The sequence below is a fragment of the Bacillus sp. 3255 genome (assembly GCF_031456485.1).
In the GTDB taxonomy this organism is placed as follows: domain Bacteria; phylum Bacillota; class Bacilli; order Paenibacillales; family NBRC-103111; genus Paenibacillus_E.
The window spans coordinates 386272-399596 of the sequence record NZ_JAVDUS010000005.1 but is presented as its reverse complement, the minus strand read 5'-3'; the positions used below and the strand labels follow the sequence as shown (position 1 = coordinate 399596).

Here is a 13325-nt window from a genome sequence, read left to right as displayed (position 1 = left end):
TAGATATGTACATCAATCGCATCATTGGGTCTCGAAGGTTGCCATGCCCATCCCGCAATTATGTTACTAGTAATCCAATCCAGTGATCCTTCTGATTGAGGAGTAACAGTCCATGATTTGGGAGATCCACCTAAGCTTGGGTTATTACCCGAACCATCAACGGCATACGCGACAACCTGATACGTTCCAGGTGCATATCCAGACCAATCTATCTGATAGCTAAAACCATGGTAACCGTTACCCTTACCCGCGGTTACTAAATCTGATCGATACTGATTTGCCTTGACCACTGCCTTAATCTGCCCATTGATATAGATATGTACATCAATCGCATCATTGGGTCTCGAAGGTTGCCATGCCCATCCCGCAATTATGTTACTAGTAATCCAATCCAGTGATCCTTCTGACTGAGATCCGACAACATTGATGGAAACAGAAGAAGAAGTCACTAAGGTCGTGCTATCGTCGCCATCCACACCGTTTCTGGCCTTAACCAAAATACTATAGCTTCCTGTGATCGGTGGTGTATAATCATACGAAAATTGAGTTCCAGTTTGATTAGCTATCCATACATAATCTGCATCGTTAGGCCCTTTTACAAAGGCAGCAATATGATGAGTATTTACCCCAATTGCAGATATATTAACTGTTTGTCCTAGTGTATAACTTGTACCGTTAGACGGGGCATTCAAACTAACACTAGGCGGGTTTAAAGCTGCGGTTGAAGAGATATCCAACCTATAGTTGCTCGTAGAATATCCACTATAAGGATAAACTTTAATATAGTAAGTTCCCGCGTCTAATACTAATGAGATATTTTCATTACTCATCCCACTGTTTGTTGAAGAGTAAAGCTGCGTTTGTGAACTATTGTAAAGCTTAATATCATAATCTGCATTTGTAGGAATACTGTTTAAATTTATTGTAACGTTTGATTTCGTGAACAGACTGAATTGATAGTAATCTATATCCGAGCTGTCGTGAATGTTGGCATATGTTGTAGAGTTACTACCCCTGTTGGCTGCTTGTGAGAAGGAATTATTTAACTCGTAGCTATCTCCTGGGCTTGCTCCCACATAATTTTTCACTCTTACGTGGTAGTTTGTTCCGGGATCGTTGCTTCCATTGAATCCGTAAACCTTGATATAATACCAACGATTTGCTTGTATAAGAACATTTGAAATCAACTCATCTGAAGTACCAGAGTTTGATGAATTGTAAATCTGTGCGTAACTATCATCATATATTTTTAACTCATAGTCGCGGTTATATGGTATTCCTCCGAGCCAAAAGTTGGCATTACCATTATTTGAGAACATCACTTTATAATAGTCCTCATCTGTCGTAGAACCTATAACTCCGTAAACATCATCATCATCGTATATTAACATTGCTTGACTGAAGCTGTTATCAGGTTCTATTTCATATCGAATGGACAAAATACTATTGTTACCTGAATTACCGTATACATTACTATAGACGGATGACGAGACTGACTGTGTTGTTGTACCGTATACAGTCTGCGTAACTGAGAGGGGCATAAAGATAGGACTTTTATACACCGAAACGTTCGGCTGCACTGCAAGAGGAACATTCGTTATAGGATCATTTTTGAGATTGATTTTTAGCTGTCCGACATACGATTCCACTATGTCGCCTTTAACGATTTTCACATTGAAGGAATAATGCGAATCTACTGCCAAATAGCCCAATTGGATTTCTTTCTGATTGTTGTCGATGTAACCATTAAAAATAGGAGTTTTATTACCAACTTCACTTACGATCAATTGCACCTTATTATATGGCGAAGCCGAATCTAATAGATCGAATTTTGTAACAACCGATCTTCCGTTTTCAATATTTGATTTAAAAGCAAACGGATATGTCGTTAAACTCTCTCCTGAAGAGGGAGTGCTTGGTTGAGTTGTTGATGGCGGAGTCCATGGGGACTGAGCGTTTGCAGTTAACGCTTTGTAAGCATTCAACATGCCCCCTGAATAAACTTTGCCTACAAGTTGCGGAATCGTTGTAATGTTGTTTTTGAGTTTTTCTTTTACTTCTTGAGCTGAAATACTAGGATTTAACGAAAACAATAATGCCGCCACTCCAGTTCCATACGGCGCGGCCATGGACGTACCGCTCATCATACCATAGTTATTTTCCGGTAATGTACTTAAAACATTTACACCAGGAGCAGCAAGGTCTACTGTATTTCCATAATTTGAGAAGGGAGCAAGGTTCCCCACATTGTCTACTGCTGTAACAGACACGACATTTGGTAAGCCAAAAGCAGCTGGGTAAATTGGTTGCTTCGCAGTATCAGAACCATTATTACCTGAGGCACTTATGAACAAGATCCCCGAATTTTCCATTGCATCTTTCAAAGCTGGGTTAATTTCGCTTCCTCCCCAGCTGCAGTTGATTATTTTCACACCAATTGACTTAGCGTATTCAATTGCCTCGATTGCGTCGGAAGTATAACCGTAGTTTCCTTGTATGAATTTTAAAGGAAGAATTTTTACGTGAGGAGCAACCCCTATAATTCCTTCATTATTTGCTGCAGCAGCGATAATTCCCGCAACATGCGTGCCGTGAGTATCAGAGTTGCTTCCGTCAAAGACGGTACTATCATGATTCACAAAATCGAATCCAGAGACATCATCTATATATCCGTTCCCATCATCATCAATTCCGTTTCCAGCCAATTCTCGAGTGCTTCTGTAAATGTTGTTTTTTAAATCACTGTGGTTAATATCAATTCCTGTGTCAAGAACGCCGACAAGTACATCTGGGTTCCCAAATGTTACATTCCAAGCTTTAGATGCATCAATATCAATGCCTGTGCTTCCAGGCTGACCTGAAATTACTTGTCCAATATTTAGTAACCCCCACTGCTCATTAAACCTTTGATCGGAAGGATTTTCAGTGGAAAAAAGTTTATAGTTTTTCTAAACGTACTGCACATTGGGGTTCATCTTTAATTCTTCAATAAACTTATCGACATCGTCGTTATCATCGATTTCTAATAGCTCAGTCTTAGTATTTTTGACTTTATTCTTTATGTTTAATTTTGACAACTTAAGTTTACTTTTAATTCCTTCTTTTACCTTTTCGGCTTTAGTTTCATCCTTGTATTTAATAAGAATTTCTTTTCTTTCTTTTTGGACAACTTTTTTGTCTGTCTTATTTTCGGTAGTCACATTGTATACATTGTTAAATACTGTTTGTGATAACGGTTTCTTTAAATCTTGATCCTGAACCTTTTTTTGAAGAGAAATAATGTTTGAAGATAATTCTTGAGATAATTCATTTTTTGCAAATACATAAGTGTAGTTTCCGAATAAGCTAGTTGTTAGGAAACTCATTGACACTAATAGTGTCGTTAACTTGCGTAACTTTTTCAATTTTTTATGCTCCCCTCAATGAACTGACCGAAATTAATTCAACAAAAGCTTAGGGAAAACCTTCTTCAAGAGGATTATTTTGTAATAGAATGTCGAATCGTAAATTATTCCCTACTACTATTAACGCAAAAAGATGACTAGTTTATTGTAATTTGACTTATCGATGTATATTTACTGAAAATTATATTAGTTAATTTTATATAAATAAAAACCTACCCCACAAGGAATAGGCTATTTTGTAAATCATCCGATATTTTCTTTTGCGCTCTTGAAACATAAACCTCCACACTGCCTTTACTTATTCCAAGCATCCCAGCAATCCCACTAAACGAAAAACACTCCCCATGTACCAGCACATAGCACTCTCTTTCCCGTTCGCTAAGCCTAGACAATGCATCTTCAATCTGGAACCTCTGCCAGTCAGAAAGGTTGGCCGGACTGCCTGCAGAACTCTGCGTGATGTAAGCCTGCATTCGGACTGGATCCATTAACTTCTCACGCTGATACGCTGCTCGCCGCTCAATCCCTCTTTTATTACCGGGCCGACGCCCAGTTTCTAGCCACTCGATCGTCCACTCACAATCAGATACCATTTCATTAATTACCCGCCTGTCAGCCTGTAGTATTGAAAGCTCATCTTGTTTAATAAGAATATCCTCTTGCTGCTCAATTTCTTTAATCTTATTTGTTTTCTCTGCAGATAACTTTCTCAACATGGCAGCCGTTTGTTTGTATCCATCAGATAAATCATTGTATCCCATTCCCTCACACCTCCGAAGTGTGTTAATATAGGCAACAGGAACGTATGTTTGATTCCCCCGTGATTCTTGCTAGGAGTCGGGGGATCTTTTTTATTAGCACTTGATCTTTATTGTTTATAATGGTTTGCTTAAAATTGTTGATGTATAAACATTCTTCTGGTCGAGAGAGGTCGGAGACGAAATGCCAGCTATCTTATTTCTAATAATTTTTTTCCTCGCAGTAATCGCATATGGAATTACTGCAATTGTGAATCCAAACTGGGTTTGGAAGCGTGGTTTTGTAACTTCTACAAAAGTTAGAGATCCTAAAATTGGAGACCTGTTGAGGACCAAAGTAATGGGTGCAATTTTAATTATCATTGCTTTAATATTAATTTTTGTTATTGCTTTTAATTATTAATTGAAAGTTCGGTTTCACACATTCATCATAATTTTATTTTTCAACTGATTGTACGTTTCAATCAAATCTGCATCACCGCGTTCTAACAGTACTTCTTCATTAGCAGCACCGTATACTTGACACAGTGTTTTAACTGCCTCTTCTGCTTGCTCTTGAGTTGGTTTAGTATTTTGAATAAGTGCAAAGTAGCGATTAAGTGAAGCAAATGCTGCCATACTATCTACCGGTTTGATCGTCTGATCATCTTCTATCGAGCCGCTCTCCAGCTCAGTATCCGGAACACCTGCCGGCCGCTCTTCTTCAACCCTTAGTGCAACTCCATGTTCATTTCGTTTAACCCACAAAAGCTCTTGTTTCCAAACCATGCTAATCCCTCCCTTATTATGCGGCCCCGTTCTCGCCATCTAAAACAGATTTAATACGTTTCTTGTACTCGCTATAATCAGCTGATAACTTACTGGAGCTTACTTTCAATGACTGTGCAATCTCCATCCAGGTCTCACCATTACGCTTGCGAGTGAGTAGCTCTTTGAAGTCATATGGTAGATCTTCAAACGTTGGACCATAGCCACTTAAAATGAAGTCCTCTAGCTCTTCTTTTCCTATTTGCTTACCCTTTTCTTCATTGCCGGAAGCAGATTCTTGATATTCATCGTTCTTTGGCTCAGTATACTCAACTTCTTCACCTTTAGAGGTATCTGCAGCTTTATCCTCTGACTTCTCCACTGAAGTCTCAGTCTGCCCCTGCCTCCAGTCGTCCCACTTCTTAGCAAGCGGTGCTACTCTCATACGGTACTCATCCAACATGACTGAGAGCTCACCCAGTGTAATATTTAAATCAGCAGCAATCTTTGCATACCCTGTACCGTCGTAAAAACGGTTAAGGATAGAAGCAAAGTCTAATCCTAAATCCTCATGCTGCGGAGCTAGTCCGCTGCAGATAAACTCATCGATTAGTTTACGATCAGCTTCTTCTGTTTCTTCTTTCGTCGGTACTTTCTCAGCTGGAAGTCCAATATCCATCTCAGCCTGCCCACCTTCTGCTTTCACTTCCGATACAACTCCACTTACATCAACTTTGTATTCACGAACCGGCTTGTTCGTCCTGGCATTGAGCGTCACGTTGTACTCTACAACCAGGCTATCCAATGAAAACCGTACGTTCTTCTCGATCATCTTACGCAGATGAAAATAATCTTCTCTATTCTCCAGATCCTCGGTTACCTCAATTTGAATGAGAAGCTTTCCACCTTTCTTCATATTTGCATTCACAAGAACTCCTTCAGCTTCGATGTAGGCCATGTGCTATCTTCCTCTCACTTTCTTAATGACATCTCTTTGAAAAGCTTTCAGCTTTACTGACTCTTTAATGGCCCTCGCTATTTGCGCCAGGATAAACGCGTCCCGGACGTTATCGCTGCCATTTCTAAATCCCCAGAGCTCGTAGATCGGTATAATTAAATCTTCTTTGGAACAGTTCCCTTTGCAGCCGGCGAAGTTCTTAAGCTGCCCTGTAGCAACCTCCAAGTAAGATACACCTTTCTTAAAAAGCTCCATCCGAACACCCCAGCCAATCCCGCCAAGCATTGACATACGGTTGGCCTGTGCGTATGCAAAGTCTTCAATGCAGACAACATCATCCGGGGACACTAGCTGAACAATACGATCAATGAGCTTAACCATTCGTTCCGGGTCCTTACCTGCAACCTCAACTTCCTGTGCGTCCCAGACATCCCCGTACTCATCTAACGCAACAAACCCCGTCTTCGTGGACGTATCAATACCTACATACCGTGCCATTGTTCAGCCAGCCTTTCTGCAGCTTAGCCCGTTGCGAACTTTCTTGAGGATGGCGATGTACTTTTCATCCATCACGTAAATCTCTCCGATTATCTTTTTCCCTTGAAGGACCAAGTACCGGTACTTATTCTCGAATAGCGGATCCCGCATGTTAAATCGCTCCTCTCGCACTCATGCCCAGCGTCGTTTGTTATTAATTGATGCTGTTTGCATTTTTGGTTTATCAAGCACACTTTCATGCGATCTATCCAAATTAACGAATTTGTTATAACTCTTCTGGAAGGCCAGCTCTACCGTTCCCACCGGGCCATTACGCTGCTTCGCTATAATGATTTCGATAATGTTTTTCTTCTCAGATTCCTTGTCGTAATAGTCATCCCGGTAAAGGAAAGCCACAATATCTGCATCCTGCTCGATTGAACCGGACTCCCTGAGATCGGACATCATCGGACGTTTATCTTGCCGCTGCTCTACGCCACGACTGAGCTGCGATAGCGCAATAATCGGAACATCCAACTCCCGGGCTATTTGCTTGAGCGTACGTGAGATCTTGGAGATCTCCTGCTGCCGGTTCTCGCTACGACCGGATCCACTGATCAGCTGAAGATAATCAATGAGTATGAGTCCGAGTGAACCAGTGTCCTTTTTGAGCTGGCGACATTTAGTACGGATTTCGTTCACCGTGATCGAAGGACTGTCGTCGATGTAGACATTTGACCTCGACAGCTCGCTTATAGCCATGGTCAGCTTCTCCCAATCGTCACCTTCCATGATTCCACTGCGCATGCGGCTGGCATCGATCCGGCCTTCCGAAGAGAGCATCCGCTGAACCAGTTGTGCTGCGCCCATCTCTAGACTGAAGACTGCAATTGTTTCACCGCTTGTCGTGCCGGCGCTTTGTGCAACGTTCAAGGCTAACGCTGTCTTACCGACTGACGGTCGAGCTCCAATAATGATCAAGTCCTGCCGTTGGAATCCTGAAGTCTGTTTATCCAGGTCAATAAAACCAGATGAAATGCCTGTGATGCCTCCAGGATTCGGATTCGCATTGTTCTTCTCGATCTGTTCGAACACCTGCATACTGACTTCATCAATCTTTTTAAATCCGCCTTTCTTGTTAGCAGACCGCTCCGCGACTTCCTCTGCTACAGCCTGCGCCTGGGCTGCCATTTCTTCGGCCGTCAGGTCACGGTTTTGGAAAATCTTCTGCATCCCCGATCGAGTCTTTCGCTCAAGTGCTGACTCAAGCACGATCTTGGCGTAGTAATCAACGTTAGCCACCGTGGGGACTGCAGTTGTCAGTTCCGATAGGTACCCGACACCACCGACATGTTCGAGTTGCTGACGCCGCTGCAGGTGCTTGGTGACGGTTAGGAGATCGACCGGTGTGTCCGTCTCTGCAGCGTCATAAAGTTCAATCATTGACTCGAATATGACCCGGTGCTTGGGCTCAAGGAAGTCCTCTGGCAGAAGCCGTTCTAAAACGACCGACATTGTCTCGTTCTCGGTGAATATAGCACCAAGAACAGCCTGCTCAGCGCTCAAGTCATCGTTCATTTCGTGCTGCATATGCTCGAATCGCCTCCAACCTCTGCTCGTATGGTAAATTCATCAGAGCCTTGATGTGATCTGGAGGACCGACTGAAGTCTTTGCCCATTCATCTCGTTGTGCTAAGAACTCTTGCGCAGATCGCTTCATGGATTCGTGATACAGCTCCTCTTCGGTCTTCAAGGGCTGCTTCAGCTTGCCGATGCTTGGTGGCCACTGCTCAGCACTGTCCGAATGCCGGCGCAAGTTCTCAGCTGCCACCTCGAAAGGCGTGCTTTCCAGATCCTCCAGCCATTCATCCACCATGGTCTGCAGCGACGGCAAATCATTCGGAATTTGGAACCCAGGGTACTTCCCCTTAATTTTCTTGAGCAACTGCGTGACCTCCGCTCTGTTCACGCTCTAGTTCCTCCCTTGCGATTTGATCTAGCATGCTAAAAGCTTGTTCTTGCTTGGTTTTATGAGCCTTGCCCGGGGCGACTTCACCTGACGACACAGGGATAGTTTGGGCATTCTCATTTCTCCAGGCATCCCAAATTCCGTTCTCGTAGTACAGAAAACTGGTTGGGAGCTTGAAGCTATTCCCTTCACGTTTGCGCTTGTCCTCAAGGAGGAGCTCCATAGTTCGGATGGTAAAAGGGTTAGGCATACCTCCGGCGACCATCTTACCCATGGCTTCGCGCTCTTTCGGTTTAACGTGAATGTCAAACTTGTGGTTAAGCTGGCAATAAGCATCCAGCAATTGGATTAACGGACTTTTCTTTTCAGGTTCAAATTCTGGATAAGTAATAGTAGTAATAGTATTAAGATCTTTAAAGTCTTTTAGATCTATCATTTTTGATAGATCACTCTCATCTGATCTATCATTTTTGATGTATCTCTCGCTGTGATCTATCATTTTTGACGTATCACTTTCGTTGTGATCTATCATTTTTGATGTATCACTTTCGAGTGATCTATCATTTTTGACGTATCTCTTTTGGTAATTCTCTTTCTTATTTTTGGCAACTTTTATGATTTCGCCGCGGGCTGTTCTGACTGAATTTATGTAACCTCGACTCTTCAAACTAGCCATGTTTCTTTGAACCGTGACCTGGCTGGAACCAATTTCTTGAGCAATCCTCTCATGCTTCACCGGGGCGCCGCCATGTACAAGCCCCCAGCGAGCTCCATCACCATCTGTTTCTTCAGCGGTTATGGCGTCAATACACCAAAGGAATTCCCAAATAGCCGGACCAATACGATCACGATGTTCAAAAAGCCCGCTGGAGATAGGAATTATGTGGTTGTCAGGCATTCATGTGTCATCCCCTCCCGCGGGCTCCACTGATAACTATCGTTGTACGACTAAGCAGGTATTACTTTCGACTCCTTGTTGTCTCGATGCAGGATATGTAATTCACTAGATAAGTTCTTCATGATCAGCCATTCATTAGGATTAAGATTAGCTGCAATAATAGCAACTTGCTGCTGTCGAGTAGGCTTTTTTCCATTCTTCAAAATGCTTTCCTCCGATCGTCTCTTAAGTAGATGTCCGGGAACTTTGCCCGTACAACTGTGAATCCAGGATAGGCAACTGCGAAGTAAGCAACTACCTCTTTTTTAAATGTGTCGGGATCCTTATCAAGCAATTCCCAAATCCGTTTGCTAACGCCCGACCTCATGAGTGGTGGCCCACCCTCAAGTTCGTTCATGCCACTTTGACATCAACGCCGGCTTCTGTATTCTCAAAGAAAATCTGCTGTTCAAATACAGCCTGTGCTTCTTCAATATGTGTGATAACAAGAACTTTCTTGAAACGTTCCGCAACAGCTTTAATGGATTCAAGTACGAGTCCGCGGTGCTCAGCGTCCTGGGAACCTAATCCCTCATCAATCGTTAACCACTCCACTTTACTGCCGGCACGTTGCGCTAGAAGCTCAGCCAGGGCGAATCGGATGGCGTAGTCGATCCGGAGCTGCTCACCACCTGAGAAAGTCTCGTACGGTCGTTCAGACGTCCAATCACCTATCATGATATCTAATGTCTCCTGGACTCCCTCCCGGCTTTTAAGTTCACGCTGTGTCTCAAACCGAATGTAATGCTTACCTTTTGACATCTTGCCGAGAATCTCATTAGCAATATGCTCGAGCTTTGGAACAGCATTCTCGATGATTAATGCAGGAATTCCATCGCGGCCAAAGGCACGAATTAACGTTTGATACCTGCTCCACTTTCTGGCTTTCGGCTCTAACTCATCAGCAAACTGCTGCCGGTCTTGTTCATCCTTTGAGAGAGCAGACAGTTCGGTCTTTAAGCCACCTATCTGTTCGGCCAAACTATGTTGTCGATCTCGCAAGTACTGCAGCTCACGTTGAATTGTAGGCAGCCCAGTCACCGCGGAATCCAGTGACTGAGCATCCAGGAGAAGCAATGCTCTCTCTTCTTCAATCGCTCTGATGCGTGATGTCTTTGACTGCAGCTCCATATCTATGGCCGTAATACGAGAAGCTGAACTCTTTTTGGCTTCATGTGCAGCACTAATTTGGTCTTTCAAATTTGCCCAGGCTTGAAGGTTATCCAAGCTTCTACGAAGCACTGGTAAAGGTGCTAGCGCTTCATGTAACGAATTGAGCTCTTGTTGAACATTCGTCTGCTTCTGTGTTAACTCATCCATTTGACCAGTTAACCGGTTGTATTGCTCCTGCAGGCTATTAAGCAGCTCCTCCTTTGCTTGCATCTGACTAGCCTCTTCTGCAATTGGTCTAAGTTCTTCAATGCGTACCCTTAATGCTCGATGAGCAGCAAAATCATAACCAATTGCTTGTTGTTTCTCCGTCAGCCTGGTCATTGATTCATTTAATGTCGTTAACTTAGATAAATCGATACTGTTCAATTCTTCATATTTTCTGGTTAACACTTGCTTTGCTTCCTTGGCATCTGACAGAAACAAGCAGGAAGCCTTAGAAACATCAATGCAATTCGAATCTGCTAACATAGAAATCTTGGACTCAAGCATGTGAATCTCAGATTCAAGTAAGCTTTTTAAAGTGTTGACCCGAACCTGCTCCTCGTTGTAACGAGCTCGAACATCCATGATTTCTTTTTCACTGGAATCCCATTGTTCTGCAAGCATCTCCAGTTGCTTAAGTTGTAAAGTAGCGGCCGTATATTCATCCGCCTTTGCTATAAACAGCTCGCGGCTCTGCAGCAGCTGCTGCAAGTTCCTAATTCTGTGATCAAATGGAGCAGTCTCATTTTTAATTTTTGCAGCAGATACTTCTATGCTTTCTAGCTCAGAAATTAATCGTTCCTGCTCCGACTGGCGAGCCTCCAGCATTGTTATCTGCTCTTTAATTCGGTAAAACTCAGCGGTGTTCGCTAAAATCTCCGATTCTTTTGCAAGTATCTTCTCCGCACGCCCTAGTTTTGCGACAAGACCTTCTTTTTCAGTGTCGATCGGCGCGATTTCCTTGGAAATTGAATTCAACTGCATACTTAGCTCCGCTGCCTTCTCAGCTTTGGTCTGGAGCTCTCGAATCTTTTCTTCCTGTTGCCTCAGCTCATTTTCTTTAGCGAGTATGAATGCTTTCATCGCTTCGGCTTCTTGATTCAAACTTTCCAACAACTCGGTTTTAGGAAGTTTCTGTTTCAAGCGTTCATCGAAGTCGGCAAGTTTATCTTTAGCCTTCTCAATCTCCAAATTGAGCCCAGCCGCCCTCTGTCTCGCAGCATCCTGCAGACGATCATAAACATTAAGCCCAAGTATCTGCTGTAGGGTCTCTTTTCGTTTCCCGGCAGATTTAGCAGTGAACTCGTTCGCTTTACTTTGCATGATCATACTGGACGCAGTAAATGTTTCATCATCAAGATTCAGAAGGTTGCGGATGACAGCTTCTGTATCCTTGATCTTCTCTGCAGACTTACTCTCCCACCGGTCTCGAACTCTTTGTTGAAACTCTAAGGTGCTCTTACCGTTTCCCTTTAGTGATCGAGTCCGAATAACCCGGTAGATGCTTCCTTGATGTTCAAAAGTAAATGTCACGGCCATTTCCTGCGTGCCTCGCCTTACGAGATCGTCCATACTTACTCCCTCAATCACATCTCCAAACAAGGCAAATCTTGGCGCCATGGTGAAGCCTGAGCTCTTACCGGCACCATTCCTTCCACAAATCGCAGCGATCGTAACATCCTCAAGATCAATGTTGGCATATGGAATAGCGCGAAAATTCATTAATTCAAGTGTTAGGGGATTCATGCGATCGCCTCCAGTAATTCAGCAGTTAAAGCCTGCAGCTCACTTATTTCTGCAGCATCGATGGATTGGTTCTGTCCCCATTTAGAGAGAGCCACCTGTGGGCCAAGACTTTCAGTCACCTCAACATCTCGAAGCCGATCCGACCGTTCAACCTCTGCTTTAATCTCATGGACATAAAAAGCACCAGCATCGTACAGAGACTTTTCTAAGGTTCTACGATCGAATCGCTTCTGAAGGTCTTCGCTGCAGGTATATCGCACCCGGACGATAGCATCCTTAGCGGCTGAAAATTCATCTACTTGACCATCCAGCCAGGCTTCAATATCCATGTCGCACCAATCAATGGTTTTAAATCGACGCGCTGGTGTCTCCATAAACGTTGATGCGAATGTTTGTTCGTTAGTTAATTCATGAATCCAAAAGCCCGGCTTCGTTTTTTCATCCCCGAAATTGTGCCGCTCAGGGGCGCCACTGTAAAAGACATTCAGTCCAGCCTGCTGCGGCCGATGAATATGGCCCAGAGCAACCAGATCGAACAATCTCGCAGCCTCGTCGGTTAGAATTGGTTCGTTCATAAGCAGAACATCTTCAAAGCCTGTGTCGGCCAGATCAAACGTTAAATGAGACATCAGGAGCTTAGTCCCTTTGCTATATGAAACTAACTCGGAACACTTTTCATAAATCCATTCCGTCATCTTTTGATGAAACTCGTTAGGGGGCAGATCTTTGAACTCCTCTTGAGTAGCAAACTGGCTACGATTCATCCCCGGCAGGCAACTTATCGATAATTCGTTTTCCTGAGCACCTAGAACGATTCCTCCTGGAGTAGTGAAGATGGTAACGTTAGGAATTTTCATTTCCTTGATGATCTCGTAAGCAGACACAGCATCATGTGAAGGTGTACCGCTAATCACAACCACCTTACAGCCGGCGTTACTTAATCGCCTTAACCATTGAGTAAATGCAGCAATTTCGATGGTTGCACGATCTATGAACACGCGGGCATCTTTAAATGCATCACCTGCAAAAAGCACAACCTCGCAACCCTCTTCAATTATCCGATCAGCTACCCAATCCATGACTCTGGTTATATCCTGGAACCGAGCATAAGGGTCTGGACCCGGATAACCGAGTCCCCAATGACTATCTGCAACATGGGCTATTTTCAAAGTGT

Annotated in this window: 14 protein-coding genes; 1 reads left to right on the top strand and 13 read right to left on the bottom strand. The window is 43.5% G+C overall.

What is annotated here, in order from left to right:
* From J2X61_RS10665 to J2X61_RS10655, 3 genes are all read right to left on the bottom strand, one after another.
* Positions 1-2753 (bottom strand): S8 family serine peptidase (locus tag J2X61_RS10665; RefSeq protein WP_310187745.1); only part of this gene is annotated, 2753 nt, incomplete at its 3' end.
* Between the two features lie 195 nt (positions 2754-2948).
* Entirely contained in the window at positions 2949-3404 is a 456-nt protein-coding gene (locus tag J2X61_RS10660) for a S8 family serine peptidase (protein ID WP_310187733.1), read from the bottom strand.
* 212 nt (positions 3405-3616) lie between these two features.
* Positions 3617-4165 carry a sigma factor-like helix-turn-helix DNA-binding protein gene (locus J2X61_RS10655; protein ID WP_310187731.1) on the bottom strand — a complete coding sequence of 183 codons (549 nt, stop codon included), beginning with the start codon at positions 4163-4165 and terminating at the stop codon, positions 3617-3619.
* A gap of 181 nt (positions 4166-4346) precedes the next feature.
* Here J2X61_RS10655 and J2X61_RS10650 point away from each other — a divergent pair, with 181 nt between their 5' ends.
* The gene (locus J2X61_RS10650; protein ID WP_310187729.1) at positions 4347-4565 is read left to right on the top strand and encodes a DUF6199 family natural product biosynthesis protein; all 219 of its coding nucleotides are present in this window, start codon (positions 4347-4349) and stop codon (positions 4563-4565) included.
* Between the two features lie 14 nt (positions 4566-4579).
* Here J2X61_RS10650 and J2X61_RS10645 read toward each other — a convergent pair whose 3' ends face one another.
* The 10 genes from J2X61_RS10645 to J2X61_RS10600 form a co-directional block, all read right to left on the bottom strand.
* Positions 4580-4930 carry a hypothetical protein gene (locus J2X61_RS10645; protein WP_310187727.1) on the bottom strand — a complete coding sequence of 117 codons (351 nt, stop codon included), beginning with the start codon at positions 4928-4930 and terminating at the stop codon, positions 4580-4582.
* 16 nt (positions 4931-4946) lie between these two features.
* The gene (locus J2X61_RS10640) at positions 4947-5867 is read right to left on the bottom strand and encodes a 2-methylcitrate dehydratase (protein ID WP_310187725.1); all 921 of its coding nucleotides are present in this window, start codon (positions 5865-5867) and stop codon (positions 4947-4949) included.
* Between the two features lie 3 nt (positions 5868-5870).
* Complete coding sequence (locus tag J2X61_RS10635) at positions 5871-6365, bottom strand: hypothetical protein (RefSeq protein ID WP_310187723.1); 495 nt, start codon at positions 6363-6365, stop codon at positions 5871-5873.
* A gap of 3 nt (positions 6366-6368) precedes the next feature.
* Positions 6369-6515 (bottom strand): hypothetical protein, encoded by a 147-nt coding sequence (locus tag J2X61_RS10630; RefSeq protein ID WP_310187721.1) that lies wholly within the window; start codon positions 6513-6515, stop codon positions 6369-6371.
* A gap of 21 nt (positions 6516-6536) precedes the next feature.
* Complete coding sequence (dnaB, locus tag J2X61_RS10625) at positions 6537-7934, bottom strand: replicative DNA helicase (protein ID WP_310187720.1); 1398 nt, start codon at positions 7932-7934, stop codon at positions 6537-6539.
* Positions 7912-8313 carry a replicative helicase loader/inhibitor gene (locus tag J2X61_RS10620; RefSeq protein WP_310187718.1) on the bottom strand — a complete coding sequence of 134 codons (402 nt, stop codon included), beginning with the start codon at positions 8311-8313 and terminating at the stop codon, positions 7912-7914. Before J2X61_RS10620 ends, dnaB begins: the two co-directional genes overlap by 23 nt.
* Positions 8273-9211 (bottom strand): helix-turn-helix domain-containing protein, encoded by a 939-nt coding sequence (locus J2X61_RS10615; protein WP_310187716.1) that lies wholly within the window; start codon positions 9209-9211, stop codon positions 8273-8275. The genes J2X61_RS10620 and J2X61_RS10615 overlap by 41 nt, the downstream gene beginning before the upstream one ends.
* A 50-nt stretch (positions 9212-9261) precedes the next feature.
* The gene (locus J2X61_RS10610; protein WP_310187715.1) at positions 9262-9414 is read right to left on the bottom strand and encodes a DUF6906 family protein; all 153 of its coding nucleotides are present in this window, start codon (positions 9412-9414) and stop codon (positions 9262-9264) included.
* A gap of 190 nt (positions 9415-9604) precedes the next feature.
* Positions 9605-12151 carry a sbcc family protein gene (locus J2X61_RS10605; RefSeq protein WP_310187713.1) on the bottom strand — a complete coding sequence of 849 codons (2547 nt, stop codon included), beginning with the start codon at positions 12149-12151 and terminating at the stop codon, positions 9605-9607.
* The gene (locus J2X61_RS10600; RefSeq protein ID WP_310187710.1) at positions 12148-13320 is read right to left on the bottom strand and encodes a metallophosphoesterase family protein; all 1173 of its coding nucleotides are present in this window, start codon (positions 13318-13320) and stop codon (positions 12148-12150) included. Before J2X61_RS10600 ends, J2X61_RS10605 begins: the two co-directional genes overlap by 4 nt.
* Between the last annotated feature and the right edge of the window lie 5 nt (positions 13321-13325).

Coding starts and splice junctions, on each gene's coding strand:
- J2X61_RS10655 (WP_310187731.1), bottom strand. CDS start 4,165: ATGGGATACAATGATTTATCTGATGGATACAAACAAACGGCTGCCATG.
- J2X61_RS10650 (WP_310187729.1), top strand. CDS start 4,347: ATGCCAGCTATCTTATTTCTAATAATTTTTTTCCTCGCAGTAATCGCA.
- J2X61_RS10645 (WP_310187727.1), bottom strand. CDS start 4,930: ATGGTTTGGAAACAAGAGCTTTTGTGGGTTAAACGAAATGAACATGGA.
- J2X61_RS10640 (WP_310187725.1), bottom strand. CDS start 5,867: ATGGCCTACATCGAAGCTGAAGGAGTTCTTGTGAATGCAAATATGAAG.
- J2X61_RS10635 (WP_310187723.1), bottom strand. CDS start 6,365: ATGGCACGGTATGTAGGTATTGATACGTCCACGAAGACGGGGTTTGTT.
- J2X61_RS10630 (WP_310187721.1), bottom strand. CDS start 6,515: ATGCGGGATCCGCTATTCGAGAATAAGTACCGGTACTTGGTCCTTCAA.
- dnaB (WP_310187720.1), bottom strand. CDS start 7,934: ATGCAGCACGAAATGAACGATGACTTGAGCGCTGAGCAGGCTGTTCTT.
- J2X61_RS10615 (WP_310187716.1), bottom strand. CDS start 9,211: ATGCCTGACAACCACATAATTCCTATCTCCAGCGGGCTTTTTGAACAT.
- J2X61_RS10605 (WP_310187713.1), bottom strand. CDS start 12,151: ATGAATCCCCTAACACTTGAATTAATGAATTTTCGCGCTATTCCATAT.